Here is a 20,868-nt window from a genome sequence, read left to right on the forward strand (position 1 = left end):
ACGACCCGCCGCCGACTGCTCACCAGCCGAAGCAGGTCGCGCCGTACTCGCCCGAGTCCGTGGAGACGACCTTGCCGTTGACTGTGATCCGGCAGGTCACGTCGCCGGAATCGACCGGGCTGGCGATGATCTGCACCCGCTCGCGGTCGTTCGCCGTGAAGCGCAGCCGCCAGGGTGTGTCCACGGCGCCGGGCTGGTGGAAGTTCGCGTCCGCGTCGTAGAACTGCACCTCCGCCTCGCCGTCGGTGGCTGTGACCTCGTACAGGACGGTGAACCTGCCGGGTCCGCCGGACGGGGTGGTGACCGGTCGGGCCGGGGGACCGGTGGGCTCGTCGGCCCATCCGTCGGGCTCGCCGTACAGCGGCCCGTCGTACCGGTCGCCGGAGGCCGTCCCGTCGGTCATGGAGCGGCCGAGGAAGGACAGCCCGACGCAGCCGCAGACGATCAGTGCGAGGACGGTGACGATGCCGATCACCAGGCCGATCGCCCAGCCACCGCCGCTGCGGCGCGGCGGCATGCCCGGATACGCGTACGGCGGCGGGTAGGCGCCGGGTTGGTAGGGGCCGGGCGGGTAGGCACCCGGTGTCCAGGCCGGCTGTGCCGGGAGGTCCGGGGTGCCGGGTTGGGACGGCCACCCGGGAGTGCCCGGGAAGCCTGGGGCCTGCGGATCGCCGGAGGCCGGTGGGACGGCCGGGCGCGGCGTGGCGGCCGGGTCGGCCGGAGCCGCCCACCCCGGTTCGCCCACCGGCCGGCCCGTGTCGCTCGGGGACGCGGCCGGGCCGGTTCCGGACGTGCTCTCCGGGCCGGGTGCGGCCCAGGGGCTCGGAGCCGGGGACGGCGACCAGGGCGCGGGTGGCGTCCACGGCTGCGGTGCGGCCAACGGGTCCGGCGGCGTCCAGGTGGAGGGCGGCGGCGTGGCCGGTGCGGCGGTCGGGTCGCTCGGTCCGGAGGCCGGTTCGGGGGCGGGGGTCGTCTCGGACATCGGCTCAGCTCACAGGGGTACGGCGCGGACGACCGCGGAACGGTGGGCCCGGGGGACGGCGCCCGGCCTCAATGTAGGCGGTGACGGCCAGCCGTGCGGTCCCGGCCGGCGGTCCGCGCGCCGCGTCCCGTACCGGTCCGGACGGGTGGAACGACCGGGATGGTGCTTTGTCCGGTAATGGCAACCCCGACGTTCGGTTCGCTCAAATTCAGTGATCGTTAACCGGCTTTCCGAGCACGCGCGATGAGCGAAACTCGGTTAGGCTGCGGATCATGTGTGGAATCGTGGGTTACGCCGGTGCGCGCCCGGCGCTCGGCATCGTGCTTGACGGACTGCGGCGTCTCGAATACCGCGGCTACGACTCGGCCGGCGTCGCCGTGGTCTGCGAGGACGAGCTGCTGACCGAGAAGAAGGCCGGCAAGCTCGCGAACCTGGAGAAGGTCCTCTCCGAGCGGGCGGCGGACAACCCCGAGGACTGCGCCGCCAGCCCGATCGGCATCGGCGACGGCACCACCGGCATCGGCCACACCCGGTGGGCCACGCACGGCGGCCCGACCGACCGCAACGCCCACCCGCACCTCTCCCCGGACGGCCGCGTCGCGGTGATCCACAACGGCATCATCGAGAACTTCGCGAAGCTCCGCACCGAGCTGGAGGACGAGGGGGTCGAGTTCGCCAGCGACACCGACACCGAGTGCGCCGCGCACCTGATCGCCCGCGCGCTGGCCGACCTGCGCTCGGCCGGTGAGACCGACAGCCCGCAGCTCCTGGCCGCCGCCATGCGAGTGGTCTGCGCGCGCCTGGAGGGCGCGTTCACGCTGCTCGCCGTCGACGCCGGCATCCCCGGCGCGGTGGTCGGCGCCCGGCGCAACTCGCCGCTGGTGGTCGGCCGTGGTGACGGCGAGAACTACCTGGCCAGCGACGTCGCCGCGTTCATCGAGCACACCCGGGACGCGGTCGAGCTGGGGCAGGACCAGATCGTGCTGATCACCCCGGACACCATCGACATCACCGACTTCGACGGTCAGCCGGCCAGCGGCAAGGACTTCCACATCGACTGGGACTCGTCGGCCGCCGAGAAGGGTGGCTACGACTGGTTCATGCTCAAGGAGATCGAGGAGCAGCCGCAGGCCATCGCCGACACGCTGCTCGGCCGGCTCACCGAGAGCGGCGAGATCGCCCTCGACGAGGTCCGCCTCAGCGAGCAGGATCTGCGCGACGTCGACAAGATCTTCATCGTCGCCTGCGGCACGTCGTACCACGCCGGCCTGGTCGCCAAGTACGCGATCGAGCACTGGACCCGCATTCCCTGCGAGGTGGAGCTGGCGAGCGAGTTCCGCTACCGCGACCCGGTGCTGGACCGGTCCACGCTGATCGTGGTGATCTCGCAGTCCGGCGAGACGATGGACACGCTGATGGCGCTGCGCCACGCCAAGGACCAGAAGGCCCGCGTGCTGGCCATCTGCAACACCAACGGCTCCACCATCCCGCGTGAGTCCGACGCGGTGCTCTACACCCACGGCGGCCCGGAGATCGCTGTCGCCTCCACCAAAGCGTTCCTCACCCAGGTCGTGGCCTGCTACCTGATCGGCCTGCACCTGGCCCAGGTGCGCGGCATCAAGTTCGCCGACGAGGTGGGCGCCGTGGTGGCCCAGCTCCAGGAGATGCCCGGCAAGCTGCGCGAGCTGCTGGACCGGATCGAGCCGGTCCGCGAGCTGGGGCGTGAGCTGAAGTCCGAGCCGACCGTGCTGTTCATCGGCCGGCACGTGGGCTACCCGGTGGCGCTCGAAGGCGCGTTGAAGCTCAAGGAGTTGGCGTACATGCACGCCGAGGGCTTCGCCGCCGGCGAGTTGAAGCACGGCCCGATCTCGCTGATCGACAAGGGCACGCCGGTCATCTGCATCGTGCCCTCGCCGGTCGGCCGCGGCATGCTGCACGACAAGGTCGTCTCCAACATCCAGGAGGTACGCGCCCGGGGCGCCCGCACCATCGTGATCGCCGAGGAGGGCGACCAGGCGGTGGTCCGCTACGCCGACCACCTGATCTACGTGCCGCGTACGCCGACGCTGCTGGCGCCGCTGGTGACCACGGTGCCGTTGCAGGTGCTGGCCGCCGAGATCGCCGCCGCCCGCGGGCACGACGTCGACCAGCCCCGGAACCTGGCCAAGTCGGTCACGGTCGAGTAGCCGATCTCGTCCACGGTCCCTCCGCCCGTCCACCGGGCGGAGGGACCGCGCCGTCTCCGCCTGCTCACCGGCCCAGCACGATCCGGGCCATGCCGTCCAGCGCCGGGTTGTCCGGATCCCAGTAGCCGGTGTGGCCGTGCGGAGCGCTCGGGAAGTGCCGGCCGCCGAAGCCCGGCGCGCTCGGGTCGGCGCCGAACCAGAGCCGCTCGCCGTGCCCGTCGAGCACGGCGAGCGCCGGACCGAGCGGCGTACCGGCGAGCAGCGCGCGGCGGGCCAGCTCGTCCGGCGGGCGGGCCAGCCGGATCACGTCGTCCGGCGCGGTCGACGACCAGACCTCACCGGCGGGCATCCGCAGGTCGGCGGCGTGGTCCACGCCGACCCCCGGCGATCCGACGAAGACCAGCGCGTCCGCGCCCAACCCGTGGTCGCGGGCGGCGGCGCCGACCACGAGCGAGCCGTAGCTGTGCCCGAGCACCGTCTGCCGGGCCGGTGGGCCCTCGTGCGCGGCCCGCAGCCCTTCCTGGAACCGGTGCAGCGCCGGGCCGGCGTCCTCGGCCTGCCGGGTGCCCGCCGCCTCGGTGAGGAAGTCGGGCGCGTCGTAGTCCAGCCAGAGCACCGCCGCCGCCTCCTCGCCCGGCCCGAGCGCCGCGCACCGCTGCAACACCCGGGCCGCCCGGCCCAGCTCGGCCGGCGCGTCGGCGAGATCCGAGGTCATGCCCGGGACGTAGGTGAGCACCGAGGACGCGCGGTCCGGGTTGCCGAGCGCCACCACCGCGCGGCCGTCGCCGGCCGGATCCAGACCCAAGAGGTACGCCCGGGGCGCCCCGCCCGCGGCCAGCCGCTCGGTGAGCCCGTCCAGCCCGCGCAGCGACGCCTCGACAGCGGCGAGCCGGACCCGCCGGGACGCCTCCAGCGGCCCGGCCGGAAGCGGGTGCCGCAGCGCGAGCCGCCGCACGAGCAACTGCTCCCGCCGGTCGCCGAGCAGCAGCCGGTTCGCCTGGTCCCGGGCGGCGGCCGGAAGCCCGTCGAGACGCCCGATCCGGTCCGGTTCCCGCCCCACCAGCCAGCGCCGCTCGGCCGCGCTCAGACCGGCCCACCAGCGGCTCACCTCGGCCGGACCGGCACCGGGCCCGGGCCGCCACGCGGGCGGGACGCTGACCCAGCCGCGCACCGCTGCGGTGGTCAGTTCCGCCAGCCGGCCGGCCGCCTCCCGGTCGGCGGCGCCGGCGAGCGTCAGCGCGCCCCGGATGCCGGCCCGGGCGTGGACCACGGCCGGCCCGGTCTGCGCCACCCGGGCCGGGTCGGGCCGGACCGCGCCGGTGCGGTCGACGCGCAGGCCACCGGACTCGGCGCGGGCCACCTCGGCGCCGAGCCGGGCCTTCGCCGCGCCCAGCCGGGCACCGAGCTCGGCGAGCACCTGATCGACCTCGACCAGTGCGGGAAGCACGTCGGTGAGGCCGGTGCGCAGATCCCCGATCCGCCGCTGCGCCGCCGCCGAGGCCGCGCCCGACCACCCGGGGCGGAGCGCGCCGATCCGGGCGGTCAGCGCGTCGGCGCGCTGCCGTACCGGCCCGGCGAGGTTCCGCCACGCTGTCCCGGTGGTGGACCAGGCACCCGGGTCGGCCCGCCAGAGCTGCGCGTAGCCGACCGGCACGTCCGCCGCGCCGGTGGGACCGCCGCTCACCGGAGCACCCCGGTGAGGCGGCGGGCGGCGCGTTCGTCGACCGCCTCGTAGCCGTCCGCTCCGCTGCGCAACGCCTGAGCGGTGTCGGCCACCCGGGCGCCGAGCGCGCCGGACCAGCGCCGCACCGCCGCCTCCAGGTCGCCCAGCGCGACAGCGGATCGCCAGCCGTCCGGTGCCGCCACCAGCAACGACTCCGGCGCCGCGCCCGGCCCACGGGCCAGCCGGTACGCGTCGTCGGCCAGCTCGCGCGCCACACTGCGCAGCAGCTCCGGGTCGACGTCGAACGGTCTCTCCACCACGTGACCTCCCTCGCCCGGCGCCACCGGCCGGCTCCGGACACCGGGACGCTAGGCGGCACCCGGCGGTGGCCGCCGACCCCTGTGGACAACGGCCGGGGTTTTCCACAGGGCGTTTCCGCCAGGCGGCCCGCGGCGCGTACCGCCGGTAGGGTGAGGCCGTGATCGGGGGAGCCGCGGGCGGAAGCTGAGCCGGGCGCGACGAGCGGGGCGGGGTGGCATGAGACAGGTGTGGCGTGTCGCGGACGTTCGCGCGGCGGAAGCGGGCCTGATGGCCACCCTTCCGGCCGGCGCGCTCATGCAGCGGGCCGCGGCCGGGCTGGCCCGCCGCTGCGCGTTGCTGCTGGCCGATCGGGGCGGCGTCTACGGCGCCCGGGTGCTGCTGCTCGTCGGGTCCGGCGACAACGGCGGCGACGCCCTGTTCGCGGGTGCGCACCTGGCCCGAAGGGGCGCGGCGGTGACCGCGCTGCTCCTCGCGCCGGGCCGGGCGCACGCCGAGGGCCTGGCCGCCCTGCGTGCCGCCGGTGGGCGCGTGGCCGACCGACCGCCCGCGGTGGCCGACCTGGTGCTCGACGGCATCGTGGGCATCGGCGGCACCGGAGGGCTCCGCGAGACGGCCGAGCAGCTGGCCGCGAGCCTGACCGGGCAGCGTGGGCGCGACGGCACGCCCGCCACGGTGGTCGCCGTCGACGTGCCGAGCGGCGTCGCTGTCGACACCGGCCACGTCCCGCTCACCGACGCCGGGCGGCCCCGGGCGGTTCGTGCCGACGTGACGGTGGCCTTCGGCGCGCTCAAGCCCGCACTGGTCGTCGGCCCGGCCGCCGAGCTGGCCGGAGAGGTCGAGCTGGTCGACATCGGGCTGACGCCCTGGCTGCGCGGCACACCGGCGCTCCAGGTGATCGAGCAGGCGGACGTCGTCGACTGGTGGCCGGCGCTGGGCGCGTCGTCGGAGAAGTACTCCCGGGGCGTGGTCGGCGTGGCCACCGGTTCGGCCACCTACCCGGGCGCCGCGGTGCTCTCGGTCGCCGGGGCGCTCGCCGGTCCCACCGGACTGGTCCGCTACGCCGGGAGTGCCAAGGGCGAGGTGCTGCACCAACACCCGTCGGTGATCGCCACCGGCCGGGTCGCCGACGCCGGCCGGGTGCAGGCGTGGGTCTGCGGCTCCGGGCTGGGCACCGGCGATGACTCCGCCGCCGAGCTGCGCGCGGTGCTCGCCGCGCCGGTGCCGGTGGTGCTCGACGCGGACGCGCTGACGCTGCTCGTGGACGGCAAGCTGGCCGGCCGGCTGCGCGGCCGGGACGCCCCGATCGTGGTGACGCCGCACGACCGGGAGTACGCCCGGCTCTGCGGCGAGATGCCGGGGGAGGACCGGGTCGCCGCCGCGCTGCGGCTGGCCGCCTGGATGAACGCGGTGGTGCTGCTCAAGGGCGACCGCACGGTCGTCGGCACGCCCGACGGCCGCGCGTACGTGAACCCGACCGGCACCCCGGTGCTCGCCACCGGCGGCACCGGCGACGTGCTGGCCGGGTTGCTCGGTTCGCTGCTCGCCGCCGGGCTGGCCCCGGAGCGGGCGGCCGGCGCCGCGGCGTACCTGCACGGGCTGGCCGGCCGGGAGGCGGCGCGCGGCGGCCCGGTGACCGCGCCCGACGTGGCCGTCGCGTTGCGTCCGGTACTGGCCCGGCTGGGCTGATCCGGGCGGCGCCGTCCGGTGGCGACGGGCACCGCCCGCACGGCTCACGGCTCTGAGGATCACTGACGGAAGTAGGCTGGGGACATGTGGCAGTCGGAGGTGCGCGTCGACCTGGACGCGATCCGGGAGAACGTGACCCGGCTCAAGGCCGGCACCAGCGCCGAGCTGATGGCGGTGGTCAAGGGCGACGGGTACGGCCACGGCATGGTGCCGGCCGCCCGCGCGGCGCTCGACGCCGGGGCGGACCAGCTCGGCGTCTGCACGCTGGACGAGGCGCTGCGGCTGCGCGAGGCGGGCATCACCGCGCCGGTGCTGGCCTGGCTGCTCAGTCCCGGGGTGCCGCTGCACGACGGGATCACCGTCGGCGTCGACCTCGGCTGCGCCAGCCTCACCCAGCTCGACGAGATGATCCAGGCGAGCCGCCGGGCGGGCCGCCCGGCCCGGCTGCACCTCAAGATCGACACCGGGCTGGCCCGGGGCGGCGCCACCGTCGCCGACTGGCCGGCGCTGCTGGAGGCCGCCGCGAAGGCCCAGGCCGACGGCCTGGTCGAGGTGGTCGGTGTGTGGAGCCACTTCGTGTACGCGGACTCGCCCGGTCACCCCACCACCGACCGTCAGCTCGCCGTGTTCCAGGAAGGGCTGGAGATGGTGACGCGTGCCGGCCTGCGTCCGCGCTACCGGCACCTGGCCAACTCGGCGGCCACGCTCACCCGGCCGGACACCCACTTCGACCTGGTCCGTCCCGGCATCGCCGTCTACGGCCTGTCGCCGGTCGCGGGCGAGCAGTTCGGTCTGCGTCCGGCGATGACCGCCCGCGCCCGGGTGATGCTCACCAAGCGGGTGGCGGCCGGCACCGGCGTGTCCTACGGCCACACCTACCTCACCGAGCAGGAGGCCAACCTCGCGGTGGTGCCGCTCGGCTACGCCGACGGGGTGCCCCGGCACGCCTCCAGCACCGGGCCGGTGCAGCTCGCCGGCAAGCGCCGGACCATCTCCGGGCGGGTCTGCATGGACCAGTTCGTGGTCGACTGCGGCGACGACGAGGTGGCCGACGGCGACGTGGCGACGCTGTTCGGCAGCGGGGCGGACGGCGAGCCCACCGCCGACGACTGGGCCGAGGCCGTCGGCACCATCAACTACGAGATCGTGACCCGCTTCGGTGGCGTGCGCGTGCCCCGCGTCTACGACGGCGAGCGCGCATGAGTGTCCGGTTGCCGCGACCGCGTACCGCCGCCGGCAAGGTGGCCGGGCTGGTCGGCGCCGCCGTCGGCGTGGCCGCCGCCGGGCTCGCGGCGGGCGTCGTCAGCGAGCGGGTGCTGGTCCGCCGGCTCAAGAACGACCCGGCCGACCGGTACGCCGGCGAGCTCTTCGGCGAACAGCGCTACGACGAGGCGTACCGGCTGGAGATGCCGGACGGCACCGACATCCACGTGGAGGTGGTCGAGCCGGCCCGCCCGGTCGCCGGGCACCCGACGGTGGTGCTGGTGCACGGGTTCTGCCTGGACATGGGCACGTTCCACTTCCAGCGCAAGCGGCTCGCCGAGCGCGGCGACTACCGGGTGGTCGCGTACGACCAGCCGGGGCACGGCCGCTCCGGCCGGCTGGAGAGCGGCGAGTACGACCTGACCGCGCTGGGCCACACGCTGCGCCGGGTGCTCGACGAGGTGGCCCCGGACGGCCCGCTGGTGCTGGTCGGGCACTCGATGGGCGGCATGACGATCATGGCGCTGGCCGAGCTGTACCCGGAGATGTTCGGTGACCGCGTGGTCGGCACCGTGCTGATGGCCACCTCGGGCGGCCTCGCGGCGGAGACCAAGCTGGTGGCGCCCGCGCTGCTCGGCCGCGTCGGCTCGCCGGTGCTCTACATGATGAGCAACGCCACCCGGTACGGCGGCACCGTGATCGACCGGGCCCGCCGGTCGACCTCGAACGTGGCCTGGTTGCTCACCCGCAAGTACGGGTTCGGCACCTCGAAGCCGAGCCCGGCGCTGGTGTCGTACGTCGAGACGATGAACTCGCGCACCTCGGCCGACACGGTCACCCGCTACCTGCGCACGATCGCCACCCACTCCCGGTTCCCCGCGCTGGCGGCGCTGGCCGGCACGCCGGTGCTGGTGATAGTGGGGGACAAGGACATGATCACGCCGGTGACGCACTCCGAGGAGATCGTCCGGCGGCTGCCGCACGCCGAGTTCGTGAAGATCCACGACAGCGGGCACGTGGTGATGCTGGAGCACGCCGACGAGGTGAACGCGGCGCTGGAGAGGTTCCTGGATTCGCTATGACAGTGGTCGTGGAACTGAAGACGGTCGACGACACCCACGAGTTCGGGCGGCGGCTGGCCGGTGTGCTGCGCGCCGGTGACCTGCTGCTGCTCAGCGGTCCGCTCGGGGCCGGCAAGACGGCGCTGACCCAGGGCATCGGCGCCGGCCTCGGCGTACGCGGGGACATCACCTCGCCCACCTTCGTCATCGCGCGGGTGCACCGGCCGGACCCGGCGCGGGGCGGCCGGGTGACGCTCGTGCACGCCGACGCGTACCGCCTGGGTGAGGCCGCCGACCCGCGCGCGGAGATCGACGACCTCGACCTGGACGCCTCGGTGGACGAGGCGGTGACAGTGGTGGAGTGGGGCGAGGGGATGGTCGAGCAGCTGGTCGACGCGCACCTGCGGGTACGCATCGACCGCCGCGACGACGACACCCGGGCGGTCACGCTGGAGCCGGTCGGCGGCGACTGGGCCGCCCGGGTCGCCGAACTGTCCTAGGGCTGAAGGGGCATCGTCCAGCAGTTGGAGTAGGCGGTGCGCCCGGCGAGCCGGTCGGTCAGCCAGGCCACCGCGTCGCCCTGGTCGGTGATGAGCGGCGCCAGGTGGTTGGTGAGGATCTTGTCACCGAGGTTGGGCAGGCTGACGGCCTGGTAGGTCACGTTGGCGCCCTTGCGGCACCAGTCGACCGCCAGCTGGCGGGCCTGCCGGTGGGGCACGATGTCGTCCTGGACGCCGGTCGCCACGCGTACCGGGCCGGCGGGCTTGAGCGTGCCGATGCGCTGCCGGTCGAGGACGGCCTGGGCTTCGGGCGCGGCGGCGATGACAGCGGTGAGGGACCGGCCGCCGGTGATCCACCTGCTGCTCTTCGTGAACGCGTACCGGAGGATCGCGTCACCGACGCACATGGTGGAGGTGTCCTTGAGCGCCGCCCGCCCGGCGTCGTTGACGTTCGCCTCGATGACGTCCCGCACGGCCGGGTCGGACTGGGCGAAGCCGTTGAGCGACCAGCCCAGCGCTCCCGCCAGCGCGCTGCCGTCGATGCCGCCGATGACAGCCGTCAGGTCGGCGGGAGGCGCGCCGACGTAGGTGCCGGCGAGCGGCACGTCGGGCGCGTAGGCGGGCTGGAGTTCGGCGGCGGCGGCGCTGGCGCCGCCGCCCTGGCTGTAGCCGTACAGACCGACGCGGGACCGGTCGGTGACCGATGCTCCCGGGACCGCGCGGACGGCGCGGGCGGCGTCGAGCAGGGCCCGCCCCTCGTCGAGGCGGTTGACGTACGTGTGCAGCCGGTCGGTCGTGCCCAGGCCGACGTAGTCGGTGACGACGACGGCGGCGCCGGTGGCGAGGAGGCGGTAGATCGCCAGTGCCTCGTAGCCGACGGAGAGGGTGTCGCCGGTGAGGGTGAGCGGATGTTGCAGCGCGAACGAGGGCGCGCACTGGTCGCCCTGTCCCATGGTGCCGGAGGCGACGGCGACCAGGGGGCGTGGTCCGGTGCCCCGCCACGCCGCCCACGGTTCGATGTAGGCGCCGGTGACGCCGACGGCCCGGCCGTTGGAGTCGGTGGACCGGTACATCAGCCGGGTGGCGGTGCCGGGCATCGGGCGGCCGTCGAGCCCGGGGATGCTCAGGCCGAGCGGCAGCGGCTCGGTACGGATCAGCGTGCCGTTGACGGCGGGCAGGTCGGCGGGTGGGTGGTAGAAGGCGGGGATGGTCACGCCGCGGGAGACCACCGGAGCGGTGTCGTCGGCGGCCGCGGGTGCGCCGGATCCGGCCAGGTAAACGGCTGCCGCCGCGGCGACGGCGAGCATCCGGACGCCTCTCGGGCGGCGGCGGGAGAGGGCGGCGGAGGACGTGCGGGGACGGGTGTTCCTACTGCTCACGGGCACTCCTAGCGAGCATCGATGGTGGTGGATGCAAGCTAGCAGCGGCGGTGTGGCGTAAGTAACTTGCCAGTAGGTTACGCTCCGGTAACTTTTGCCGCCAGTGTCCCGGCCCTGCCGCCGCCCGGGAGTGTCGGTCGCGGCTGGTATGAAGATGGCGACCGACGAGGAGAGGTTGCCGATGCCCGACGCTCCCACCCTGGACCTGCCGGCGCTGCTGCCGGAGGCCTGGCGTGCCGTGCTCATCCCCCACCTGGACCCGGCCCGCACCGCGGCGCTGGCCGAGTTCGTCGCCCGGGAGTACGCGACCGCCACCGTCTTCCCGCCGCTGGAGGACCTCTTCTCCGCCTACCGGCTGTGCGGCCCGGCCGACACCCGGGTGCTCATCCTCGGGCAGGACCCGTACCACAAGGCGGGCCAGGCGCACGGGCTGAGCTTCAGCGTGCGCGAGGGGGTGGCGGTGCCGCCGTCACTGCGCAACGTCTTCAAGGAACTGGGCGAGGACCTGGGCGTGCCGAAGCCGCGCAGCGGCAACCTCGACGGCTGGGCCGCGCAGGGCGTCCTGCTGCTCAACTCGGTGCTGACGGTCCGGCAGGCCACTCCCGGCTCGCACGCGAACAAGGGCTGGGAGGAGTTCACCGACGCCACCATCCGGGCGCTCGACGCGCTCGACCAGCGCGTGGTCTTCCTGCTCTGGGGCGGCTACGCGCGCAAGAAGGCGGCGCTCGTGACCAACCCGCAGCACGTGGTGCTGGAGGCCGGGCACCCGAGCCCGATGAACCCGCGCGGCTTCCTCGGCAGCCGCCCGTTCAGCGCGGCCAACAAGGCGCTTGCCGACGCGGGGCTGCCCACCGTCGACTGGGAGCGCTCAGCCGGCTGACCCGTCCGGCGCCTCGCCCGTCGCCGCGGCGAGGCGCCGGCGGTACCGGGACAGCAGCTCGGCCGTGCGCCGGTCGGTCACCTCCACCTCGACCAGCGGCTCGACCGGGTACGTACGTTCGCCGAGGCGGACCTCGATGGGCTCGGGCAGTTCGTCGCACATCCGGGCCCGCAGCTCGCCGTAGCGGGTCAGCCAACGGTGCTCGCCCGGCTCCTCGGGCTCGGTGTGGATGCCGCCCCACTCTTGCCATCGGGCGTTCCAGCGCTGCGCGTAGATCCGATCGAGGAGCGCGCTGAACTGCGGCGAGTCCCGCCAGCGCACCGCGATCTCGACCGCGTCCACCGGCAGCGGCGCGCCCTGCAGCAGTGCCGCCGTGCCGCCCGACAGCACGTACGGCAGGTCGCCCAGGGCCTCCGTGATCCGATCCAGCCGGAGGACTTCGATCCGCTCGGCAAGCACCGTCCCGGCCATCTCGTCCAGCGCGGCGTCCAGGTGGCTGTCCAGCGGCTCGACCTCGATCCGCAGTTGCCGGCCGAGCGCGGCGAGCAGGCGTTCCGCGGTGGTCAAACTCGGCAGCCGGTCGCCGCGTTCGATCCGGGCGATGGCGGCCTGACTGAGCCCGGACCGGGCGGCCAGCGCCTGCTGGGTGAGCCCTGCTTGTTCGCGTTCCCGCCGCAGAGTGCGGGCGACCTCTCGAACGAGGCGACTCTCCGTCATCTCCGGAGAATGGCAGTCCTCTTCTGAGCCTTATGCCTCTGAGTCATATTTATGACCCACAGGCATAAGGCTCTCACCTCTTGTCTTTGACCCGGGCGCTACGCATCGTGACCCCGGCGAGCGGCGAGCGGCGAGCGGCGAGCGGCGAGCGGCGAGCGGCGAGCGGCGAGCGGCGAGGGCGTGCCGAGGGCGTGCCGGTGCGGGCGGAGCGGACGGCTAGGCTGGCTTACCGTGCTCGTACTCGTGGTGGACTCCTCGACGCCCGCGGTGACCGCCGCCCTGGCCGAGGTCTCGGCGGACGGCGTCGCGCTCCGCGCGTCCCGGTGCACAGTCGACGCCCGCGCCCACGGCGAGCTGCTCGCGCCGCAGGTCGACGCCGTGCTGGCGGACGTCGGCGCGCGACCCGCCGCCCTGGCCGCGATCGTCGCCGGCCTCGGCCCGGGTCCGTTCACCGGGCTGCGGGTCGGGCTGGTCACCGCCGCCACCATGGGTCAGGTGCTCGGCGTACCCACGTACGGCGTCTGCTCGCTGGACGGGCTCGGCCACCCGGCGGCCGTCGGCGAGCCGGTCCTGGCGGCGAGCGACGCGCGGCGCCGGGAGATCTACTGGGCCGTCTACGACGGCGCCGGCCAGCGCCTGGCCGGCCCGGAGGTGGCGGCCCCGGCGGTGGTCGCGGAGCGGGCGCGCGAACTGGCGGTCACCGTCGCGGTCGGCGACGGCGCGCACCGGTACGCCGACGTGCTCGGGCTGCCGGTGCGCGACGAGCCGCGCTACCCGGACCCGCTGGCGCTGGCCCGTCTCGCGGCGCCACGGATCCGCGCGGGCGCGCCCGGCGAGACGCTCACCCCGCTCTACCTGCGTCGCCCGGACGCGGTCGCGGCCACCGGCCACAAGCCGGTCCTGCCATGAGGCTGGGCCGGTTCCGCTGGTGGCACATCGACGAGGTGCTGCCCATCGAGGCGGACCTGTTCGGCGCCGAGCAGTGGTCGGCGGCGATGTTCTGGAACGAACTCGCCAACGGGCACTTCTACCAGGTCGCCACCGGCGACGACGGCGCCGTGCTCGGCTACGCCGGGCTGGCCGTGTCCCCGCCCGACGAGGCGTGGGTGCAGAACGTCGCGGTCCGCCGGGACGCCCAGCGCCGGGGGATCGGCCGGCTGCTGCTGGAGGCGCTGCTCGCCGAGGCGGCCCGGCGCGGCGCCCGCAGCACGCTGCTGGAGGTCGCCGCGGACAACGCGCCCGCGCAACGGCTCTACGCCACGTACGGCTTCGATCCTATCGGCGTACGGCGCGGCTACTACCAACCGAGCAACACCGACGCGCTGGTCATGCAGCGCAACGAGGACTGACGCGCATGGCTGACGAACCCCTGATCCTCGGCATCGAGACCTCCTGCGACGAGACCGGCGTGGGCATCGTGCGCGGGCACACGCTGCTCGCCGACGCGCTCGCCTCCAGCGTCGAGGAGCACGCCCGGTTCGGCGGCGTGGTGCCCGAGGTGGCCAGCCGCGCCCACCTGGAGGCCATCGTGCCGACCATGGACCGGGCGCTGCGCGAGGCGGGCGTCACCCTCGCCGACATCGACGCCATCGCCGTGACCTCCGGGCCGGGCCTGGCCGGCGCGCTGCTCGTCGGGGTCGCTGCCGCCAAGGGGTACGCGGTGGCGGCGGAGAAGCCGGTGTACGGCGTGAACCACCTGGCCGCGCACGTCGCGGTGGACACGCTGGAACACGGGCCGCTGCCCGAGCCCGCCATCGCGCTGCTGGTCTCCGGCGGGCACTCCTCGCTGCTGCGCGTCGACGACCTGGCCCGCGACGTGGTGCCGCTCGGCGCGACCATCGACGACGCGGCCGGGGAGGCGTTCGACAAGGTGGCCCGGCTGCTCGGGCTGCCGTTCCCCGGTGGGCCCTACATCGACCGGGAGGCGCGCGCCGGCGACCCGGCGGCGATCGCCTTCCCGCGCGGGCTGACCGCCGCGAAGGACCTGGCCGGGCACCGGTACGACTTCTCCTTCTCCGGCCTGAAGACGGCGGTGGCCCGCTGGGTGGAGGCGCGGCAGCGGGCCGGTGAGCCGGTCCCGGTCGCCGACGTGGCCGCGTCCTTCCAGGAGGCGGTCTGCGACGTGCTCGTCGGCAAGGCGATCGACGCCTGCCGCACCAGCGGCATCGACACGCTGGTGATCGGCGGCGGCGTGGCCGCCAACTCGCGGCTGCGGGCGATGGCCGAGCAGCGGGCCGGCAGGCACGGCATCCGGGTGCGTACGCCCCGGCCGAAGCTCTGCACGGACAACGGCGCGATGGTGGCCGCGCTCGGCTCGCACCTGGTGGCCGCGGGTGTCGCGCCGAGCCGGCTGGACCTGCCGGCCGACTCGGCGATGCCGCTGACAGTGGTCAGCGTGTGAGCGGGGAGGGGACCGACATGATCGTCCGTATGTGGGAGGCCAAGGCCGAGCCGTACGGCTTCGCCGACCTGATCACCTGGGTCTGCGAGACCGCGCTGCCCGAGTTCGAGCACGACCCGATGCACGTCTCCAGCGAGGTGTTCTCCTCCACCGACCACCGGCTCGTGGTCATCTCCAAGTGGCGGAACAACCCCCGGGAGCTGCCGGAGCCGCCGGCGCGCCTGATCGCCCGCCCGCCGCACAGCTGGGACTTCACCCAGGTCGACCGCTGACGCGACGGCCGTCACGACGGCCGGAATTGGTTGGCGCGCGGATCGCCTCGGCACCTAGCGTCGGTGGGTCATGCGCTTCTCACCGGCCGGCGATCCCGGCACCCCCGACGCGCGGTCGGCCACCCGATACCTCGTGTGGCTCGCCGGGCGGCACCCCGTCATCTTCGGCGCCGGTCTCGCGCTCGGCGTGATCTGGATGCTGGCCCAGGCGCTGGTGCCGGCCGTGCTCGGCCGCGCCGTGGAAGCCGGCCTGGCCCAACGCGACCCGGACGCGCTCGTGCGCTGGAGTCTGGCGCTGCTCGGGCTGGGTCTGGTGCAGGCCGTCGCCGGGATCCTGCGCCACCGCTGCGCGGTGCACAACTGGCTCGGCGCCGCCTACCGCACCGTCCAGGTGACGGTGGACGCCACCAACCGCCTCGGCGCCGCGCTGCCCCGGCGGGTCGCGGCGGGCGAGGTGGTGAGCATCGGCACCGCCGACATCGAGCACATCGGCGGCGCCATCGACATCACCGCCCGTGGCGTCGGCTCGGTGGTCGGCATCGTCACCGTCGCGGTGATCCTGCTCAACGCCTCCCAGCCGCTCGGCCTCGTCGTGGTGCTCGGGGTGCCGCTGCTGATGGCGCTCGTGGCGCTGCTGATCCGCCCGCTGCACCGGCAGCAGGCCGCGTACCGGGACTCGACCGGCCGGCTCACCGCCCGGGCCGCGGACATCGTCTCCGGCCTGCGCGTGCTGCGCGGGGTCGGCGGCGAGCCGGTCCTGTCCGAGCGCTACCGGCAACGGTCGCAGGCGCTGCGCGCGGACGGGCTGCGGGTGGCCCGGGTCGAGTCGCTCCTGCAGGCCGCGCAGATCCTGCTGCCCGGCGTCTTCGTGGTGCTGGTGACCTGGCTCGGCGCCCGGTTCGCGCTGCGCGGCGAGATCAGCGCCGGCGAGCTGGTCTCGTTCTACGGCTACACCGCGTTCCTGGTCAGCCCGCTGCGCAACCTCACCGAGGCGGCCGACAAGCTGACCCGGGGACACGTCGCGGCCCGCCGGGTGGTCCGGTTGCTGCGCCTCGCGCCGGAGTTCACCGATCCGGCCACGCCGGTGCCGGTGCCGGCCGGGCCCGGCGAGCTGGCGGACGTACGCTCCGGACTCGTCCTGCGACCGGGCCGGCTCACCGCGCTGGCCACCGCCGCCCCGCAGGACGCCACCGAGATCGCCGACCGGCTCGGCCGGTACGCCGACGGGGACGTCACGCTGCACGGCGTACCGCTGCGGGACGTGGCACTGGCGACGGTGCGGGAGCGGATCCTGGTGGCCGACAACGACGCGCAGCTGTTCAGCGGCGTGCTGCGCACGGAGCTGGACCCGCACGACCGGGCCGAGCCCGGCGCCGTCGAGGCGGCGCTGGCCGCGGCGAGCGCCACCGACATCGTCGAGGCGCTGCCCGGCGGCCTGGACGGCGAGGTCGCCGAACGCGGCCGGGAGTTCTCCGGCGGGCAGCGGCAACGGCTGCGGCTGGCCCGCGCGCTCGTCGCCGACCCGGAGACGTTGATCCTGGTCGAGCCGACCAGCGCGGTGGACGCGCACACCGAGGCGCGCATCGCCGAACGGCTCGGTCCGGCCCGCCACGGCCGGACCACGCTCGTCTGCACCACGAGCCCGCTGGTGCTCGGCCACGCGGACCACGTGGTCTTCGTGGAGGACGGCAAGGTCGTCGCCGAGGGCCGGCACGAGGAACTGCTCGCCGCCGAGCCGCGCTACGCCGCCACGGTGAGCCGGGAGGAGGACCGATGAGCAACGCGCTGCCCGTCGCCGACATCGCCCAGGTCCGCCGGTACGTGCGCGAGCTGATCCGCCGTCACCCGCGTGGCCTGGCCGCCGCGCTCGGCCTGCACGCGCTCGCCGCCGGGGCCGGGCTCGTCGCCCCGCGCCTGCTCGGCGACCTGGTGCAGGGGATCTCCCAGGGCATCGCCGCGACGACAGTGGACCGGGTCGTGGCGGCCATCGCCGCGTTCGTGGTGGTGCAGGCCGTGCTGGTCCGCTTCGCGCACCTGGCCTCGGCCCGGCTCGGTGAGCGGGTGCTCGCCGAGCTGCGGGAGGAGTTCGTCGACCGGGTGCTCGCGCTGCCGCTGGCCACAGTCGAGCGGGCCGGCACCGGCGACCTGCTCACCCGTACCTCGCGGGACGTCGCCGCGCTGTCCCGTACGGTCCGGTTCGCCGGGCCGGAGACGCTCATCGCGGCGCTGACAGTGCTGCTGATCCTCGGCGCGCTGCTGCTGACCGGTCCGCTGCTGGTGCTGCCCAGCCTGCTGGCGGTGCCGGTGCTGTGGGCCGGCACGCGCTGGTACCTGCGCCGCGCGCCGCAGGGCTACCTGCGGGAGAACGCCGCCTACTCGGACATCACCGACGGGATCAGCGAGACGGTCGAGGGGGCGCGGACCACCGAGGCGCTGCGGCAGGCGGCCCGCCGCCGGGCCCGCGGCGACGCGGACATCCGCCGGTCGTACGCGGCCGAGCGCTACACGCTCCACCTGCGGACCGTGTTCTGGCCGGTGGCCGAGTTCGGCTACCTGGTGCCGATGGTGGCGACCCTGCTCATCGGCGGCTGGTTCCACCTGAAGGGCTGGGCCAGCCTCGGTCAGGTCACCGCCGCCACGCTCTACGCCCAGCAGCTCACCGACCCGATCGAGCGGCTGCTCGGCTGGCTGGACGAGTTCCAGGTCGGCGGCGCCTCGCTGGCCCGGCTGCTCGGGGTGGCCGTCGAGCCGGACGGACGCGCCAGGGCATCCGCCACGCCGGACGAGCGCACCGCCGCTCCGGGCAGTGCGGGCGGCGACGGCCGGCTCGCCGCGCACGACGTCCGGTACGCGTACCGCCCGGGTCACGACGTGCTGCACGGCGTGACGCTGGAACCCCGGCCGGGGGAGCGGCTGGCGATGGTCGGCCCGTCCGGGGCGGGCAAGTCGACGCTGGGCCGGCTGCTGGCCGGCGTGCACGCGCCGAACGCCGGCACGGTGACGGTGGACGGCCGCCCGCTGGCCGGGATGCCCCTGGCCGAGCTGCGTACCCATGTCGCGCTCGTCAGCCAGGAGCACCACGTGTTCATCGGCACGCTCGCCGACAACGTGGCGATGGTGCGGCCGGACGCCGACCCGGAGCGGGTACGCGCGGCGCTGGCCGCCGTCGACGCGCTGGACTGGGCGCTGGCCCTGCCGGACGGGCTCGACACGCAGGTCGGCGCGGGCGGACACCCGCTCACCCCGGCGCAGGCGCAGCAGCTCGCGCTGGCCCGGCTGGTGCTCGCCGACCCGCACACGCTGGTGCTGGACGAGGCCACCTCGCTGATCGACCCGCGGGCGGCCCGGGCCCTGGAACGGTCGCTGGCGGCGGTGCTTCAGGGCCGTACCGTCATCGCCATCGCGCACCGGCTCTTCTCCGCGCACGACGCGGACCGCGTGGCGGTGGTCGCCGACGGCCGGATCACCGAGCTGGGATCACACGACGAGCTGGTCGCGGCCGGTGGCTCGTACGCCGCGCTGTGGCGTTCCTGGCACGGCTGAGGACGCGCGACGGGCCCCGGCGACGTGCCGGGGCCCGCTCGACGGACGGCTCACGAACGGCGGGTCAGCCGCCAGGTCGCGTACCCGCCGGTGCCGAGCGCGATCAGGAACACCGCCCACACCACCCCGGTGCCGACCTGGAGCCCACCACCGCTGCCCACGTTGGCCTGGGCGGCGGCGACGAGCGAGTCGCTCTGCGCGGGCGGCAGCGCGGCCGGCGGCAACTGCTGCCAGCGCACCAGCCCGGTGCTCTCCAGCATGGTCATGTGGTCGTTGACGAACGTGTTGGCGTCCTCGGCCAGCTTGCGCACGATCGGGTCGCGGGTGCTCGCCCGGACCGCGCCGATCACCGGGAAGATCTTGCCGTGGGCGACCCGCAGCCGGGTGACGAAGATCTGGTCGAACCGGGCGCCGGTGGCGTTCCGCATCTCGGTCAGCCACCCCTGCTGCTCGGCCGTCGGATCCGTCGGCAGGGTGGCGCCGAGCTTGTTGGCCGCCTCGACCACGAGCTGGTCCAGCTCCGCGTGCTGCTTGGCGATCTCCGCGCCGACCTCGCGTACCCGGGCGGACTGGCCCTTCTCGGCCGCCATCTGCCCGGCCGGCATCTCCCACAGCCCGGCCAGCCGTACGCCGTTGAGCAGCGTCATGTCGGCGGCGTTCATCTGCACGCCGGGGTTGGGTGCGGCCTGCGCCGTCCCGGGAACGACGCCGATCCCCGCGCCCAGCGCGGCGAGCAGCAGTACCACCCGGTGCGCCAGCTTGCGGCGTGCGGATTCCAGCGATGCCATGGTTGCGGTGCCTCCTCGGTCCGGACCGGTACGCGGGGTCGTGGACGGCCGCGCAAGCCGGCCGCCCGTCCGCACACTGGTACGGATCGGCGGGCCGATCAGTTCAGCGGGTCGGCGAGGAGTCGTTCGAACGCCAGCTCGGCGGCGCCGATCAGCGCCGCGTCGTCACCGAGCTTCGGGGTACGCAGCCGCACGTGCTCCAGGCACGCGGGCAGCCCGTTGGAGTTGAGCCGGCTGCGCACCTGCGCGGCGGAGGCCAGGTAGAGGTCGCGCATGGTGCCGCCGAAGATGACCATCTCCGGGTTGAAGATGTTGACCAGGTTCGCGACGCCGAAGCCGAGCCAGTCGCCGGCCTGCCGTACCGCGGTCTGGGCACGGGCGTCGCCGCGGTCGGCGGCGTCGAAGACGGCGAGCAGCGCGTCCCGGCCGCGCGCCTCGGACCGGCCGGCGGCGCGCAGCAGCCCGTGCTCGCCGATCTCGGTCTCCCAGCAGCCGCGCCGGCCGCAGTCGCAGCGCACCCCGTCACGGACCACCACCATGTGGCCGACCTCGCCGCCGTAGCCGCCGTGCCCTCTCAGCCGCCGCCCTCCGGCGATGATGCCCGCGCCCACACCGACGTCGCCGTAGAGGTAGATGACGTTGTCGCAGCCGACCGCCGCGCCGCGGGCGTGCTCGGCGTACGCGGCCACGTCGGCCACGTTGCCCACCGTGATCGGTACGTCTATTCCCAGCTCGACGGCGAGCGCGGCGCCGATCGGCTCGTCCACCCAGCCGGTTGTGGGGCTGAGCCGGACCAGACCGTCCTCCCGGCGGACCATGCCGCAGACCGCCAGCCCGGCGCCCACGCAGACCGCGTCCGCCGGCACCGACTGGTGCATCTCCTTGACCGCGCCGGCGAGCAGCGGGGCGGCCTCCCCGGCGACCAGGTTGCGCGGCCGGTCCATCTCCCGGCGGTCGAGCACCTCACCGCCGAGCCCGACCCGCGCGGCCCGCAGCCGGTCCACCTCGACGCTGTACGCGTACGCGTAGACCCGTTCCGACTCGGGCCGGACGACGAGTGACGGTCGTCCGGCCCGGCCGGTCTCCTTCGGCGTCCCCTCGCTGACCAGACCGGCGCCGGCCAGGTCCGCGGTCAGCGCGCCGATGGTGCTGCGGTTGAGGCCGAGCGCGGTGGTCAGCTCGGCCCGGGTGGTGGCGCCGTGAACGTGTACGTAGCGGAGCAATGCGCCCAGGTTCTGCCGACGGATCTCGTCCTGACTGGGGCCCGCGCGCATTGCCACCGCCAT

The 20,868-nt window shown here is 74.8% G+C and carries 19 protein-coding genes; 12 read left to right on the forward strand and 7 right to left on the reverse strand.

Translation table 11 applies throughout. From position 1 onward, the window contains the following. Nucleotides 1–19: 19 nt before the first annotated feature. Nucleotides 20–982 carry an MmpS family transport accessory protein gene (locus tag ACN27C_RS12275; RefSeq protein WP_422751181.1) on the reverse strand — a complete coding sequence of 321 codons (963 nt, stop codon included), beginning with the start codon at nucleotides 980–982 and terminating at the stop codon, nucleotides 20–22. Between the two features lie 272 nt (nucleotides 983–1,254). Here ACN27C_RS12275 and glmS point away from each other — a divergent pair, with 272 nt between their 5' ends. After that, entirely contained in the window at nucleotides 1,255–3,168 is a 1,914-nt protein-coding gene (gene glmS / locus ACN27C_RS12280) for a glutamine--fructose-6-phosphate transaminase (isomerizing) (protein ID WP_120573122.1), read from the forward strand. Nucleotides 3,169–3,232: 64 nt separating this feature from the next. Here the strand turns inward: glmS and ACN27C_RS12285 are convergent, their stop codons facing one another. After that, nucleotides 3,233–4,852, reverse strand: coding sequence for an alpha/beta hydrolase (locus ACN27C_RS12285; protein WP_422751182.1), 1,620 nt, complete (start codon nucleotides 4,850–4,852; stop codon nucleotides 3,233–3,235). Beyond that, a complete protein-coding gene (locus tag ACN27C_RS12290) occupies nucleotides 4,849–5,151 on the reverse strand; it encodes a type VII secretion target (protein WP_120573124.1) in 303 nt (100 codons plus the stop codon). Before ACN27C_RS12290 ends, ACN27C_RS12285 begins: the two co-directional genes overlap by 4 nt. A gap of 217 nt (nucleotides 5,152–5,368) precedes the next feature. Here ACN27C_RS12290 and ACN27C_RS12295 point away from each other — a divergent pair, with 217 nt between their 5' ends. The 4 genes from ACN27C_RS12295 to tsaE all read left to right on the forward strand — a co-directional run bounded on the left by ACN27C_RS12295 (nucleotide 5,369) and on the right by tsaE (nucleotide 9,602). Continuing rightward, the gene (locus tag ACN27C_RS12295; RefSeq protein WP_364802719.1) at nucleotides 5,369–6,838 is read left to right on the forward strand and encodes an NAD(P)H-hydrate dehydratase; all 1,470 of its coding nucleotides are present in this window, start codon (nucleotides 5,369–5,371) and stop codon (nucleotides 6,836–6,838) included. 84 nt (nucleotides 6,839–6,922) lie between these two features. Continuing rightward, nucleotides 6,923–8,041, forward strand: a complete 1,119-nt coding sequence (gene alr / locus ACN27C_RS12300; RefSeq protein WP_422751183.1) for an alanine racemase — start codon at nucleotides 6,923–6,925, stop codon at nucleotides 8,039–8,041. Beyond that, on the forward strand, nucleotides 8,038–9,123 hold the full coding sequence (locus tag ACN27C_RS12305) for an alpha/beta fold hydrolase (RefSeq protein WP_120573127.1): 1,086 nt from the start codon (nucleotides 8,038–8,040) through the stop codon (nucleotides 9,121–9,123). Before alr ends, ACN27C_RS12305 begins: the two co-directional genes overlap by 4 nt. Then, entirely contained in the window at nucleotides 9,120–9,602 is a 483-nt protein-coding gene (gene tsaE / locus ACN27C_RS12310; protein WP_013288562.1) for a tRNA (adenosine(37)-N6)-threonylcarbamoyltransferase complex ATPase subunit type 1 TsaE, read from the forward strand. The genes ACN27C_RS12305 and tsaE overlap by 4 nt, the downstream gene beginning before the upstream one ends. Here the strand turns inward: tsaE and ACN27C_RS12315 are convergent. Further along, entirely contained in the window at nucleotides 9,599–10,981 is a 1,383-nt protein-coding gene (locus ACN27C_RS12315; protein WP_422751184.1) for a lipase family protein, read from the reverse strand. The genes tsaE and ACN27C_RS12315 overlap by 4 nt on opposite strands. Before the next feature lie 181 nt (nucleotides 10,982–11,162). Here ACN27C_RS12315 and ung point away from each other — a divergent pair, with 181 nt between their 5' ends. Further along, complete coding sequence (gene ung, locus ACN27C_RS12320; protein ID WP_422751185.1) at nucleotides 11,163–11,861, forward strand: uracil-DNA glycosylase; 699 nt, start codon at nucleotides 11,163–11,165, stop codon at nucleotides 11,859–11,861. Here ung and ACN27C_RS12325 read toward each other — a convergent pair. Then, nucleotides 11,850–12,578 carry a helix-turn-helix domain-containing protein gene (locus ACN27C_RS12325; RefSeq protein WP_120573129.1) on the reverse strand — a complete coding sequence of 243 codons (729 nt, stop codon included), beginning with the start codon at nucleotides 12,576–12,578 and terminating at the stop codon, nucleotides 11,850–11,852. The two genes, ung and ACN27C_RS12325, sit on opposite strands and share 12 nt — an antisense overlap. Nucleotides 12,579–12,809: 231 nt before the next feature. Between ACN27C_RS12325 and tsaB the strand changes: the two genes are divergently transcribed. The 6 genes from tsaB to ACN27C_RS12355 all read left to right on the forward strand — a co-directional run bounded on the left by tsaB (nucleotide 12,810) and on the right by ACN27C_RS12355 (nucleotide 18,794). Further along, nucleotides 12,810–13,487 carry a tRNA (adenosine(37)-N6)-threonylcarbamoyltransferase complex dimerization subunit type 1 TsaB gene (tsaB, locus tag ACN27C_RS12330; protein WP_422751186.1) on the forward strand — a complete coding sequence of 226 codons (678 nt, stop codon included), beginning with the start codon at nucleotides 12,810–12,812 and terminating at the stop codon, nucleotides 13,485–13,487. Then, a complete protein-coding gene (rimI, locus tag ACN27C_RS12335; protein WP_422751187.1) occupies nucleotides 13,484–13,927 on the forward strand; it encodes a ribosomal protein S18-alanine N-acetyltransferase in 444 nt (147 codons plus the stop codon). The genes tsaB and rimI overlap by 4 nt, the downstream gene beginning before the upstream one ends. 5 nt (nucleotides 13,928–13,932) lie before the next feature. After that, on the forward strand, nucleotides 13,933–14,979 hold the full coding sequence (gene tsaD, locus ACN27C_RS12340; RefSeq protein WP_121685463.1) for a tRNA (adenosine(37)-N6)-threonylcarbamoyltransferase complex transferase subunit TsaD: 1,047 nt from the start codon (nucleotides 13,933–13,935) through the stop codon (nucleotides 14,977–14,979). A gap of 17 nt (nucleotides 14,980–14,996) precedes the next feature. Next, entirely contained in the window at nucleotides 14,997–15,251 is a 255-nt protein-coding gene (locus ACN27C_RS12345; RefSeq protein ID WP_091426737.1) for a hypothetical protein, read from the forward strand. 70 nt (nucleotides 15,252–15,321) lie between these two features. Then, complete coding sequence (locus ACN27C_RS12350) at nucleotides 15,322–17,028, forward strand: ABC transporter ATP-binding protein (protein ID WP_120573133.1); 1,707 nt, start codon at nucleotides 15,322–15,324, stop codon at nucleotides 17,026–17,028. After that, nucleotides 17,025–18,794 carry an ABC transporter ATP-binding protein gene (locus tag ACN27C_RS12355; protein ID WP_393158346.1) on the forward strand — a complete coding sequence of 590 codons (1,770 nt, stop codon included), beginning with the start codon at nucleotides 17,025–17,027 and terminating at the stop codon, nucleotides 18,792–18,794. Before ACN27C_RS12350 ends, ACN27C_RS12355 begins: the two co-directional genes overlap by 4 nt. 50 nt (nucleotides 18,795–18,844) lie before the next feature. Here ACN27C_RS12355 and ACN27C_RS12360 read toward each other — a convergent pair whose 3' ends face one another. Together ACN27C_RS12360 and ACN27C_RS12365 are read right to left on the reverse strand one after the other, a co-directional pair. Continuing rightward, nucleotides 18,845–19,582, reverse strand: coding sequence for a DUF4142 domain-containing protein (locus tag ACN27C_RS12360; RefSeq protein ID WP_120573135.1), 738 nt, complete (start codon nucleotides 19,580–19,582; stop codon nucleotides 18,845–18,847). Between the two features lie 98 nt (nucleotides 19,583–19,680). Further along, on the reverse strand, nucleotides 19,681–20,856 hold the full coding sequence (locus tag ACN27C_RS12365) for an ROK family protein (RefSeq protein WP_120573136.1): 1,176 nt from the start codon (nucleotides 20,854–20,856) through the stop codon (nucleotides 19,681–19,683). Nucleotides 20,857–20,868 lie beyond the last annotated feature (12 nt).

The organism is Micromonospora sp. WMMD1219 (assembly GCF_049315215.1).
Classification (GTDB): Bacteria; Actinomycetota; Actinomycetes; order Mycobacteriales; family Micromonosporaceae; genus Micromonospora; species Micromonospora tulbaghiae.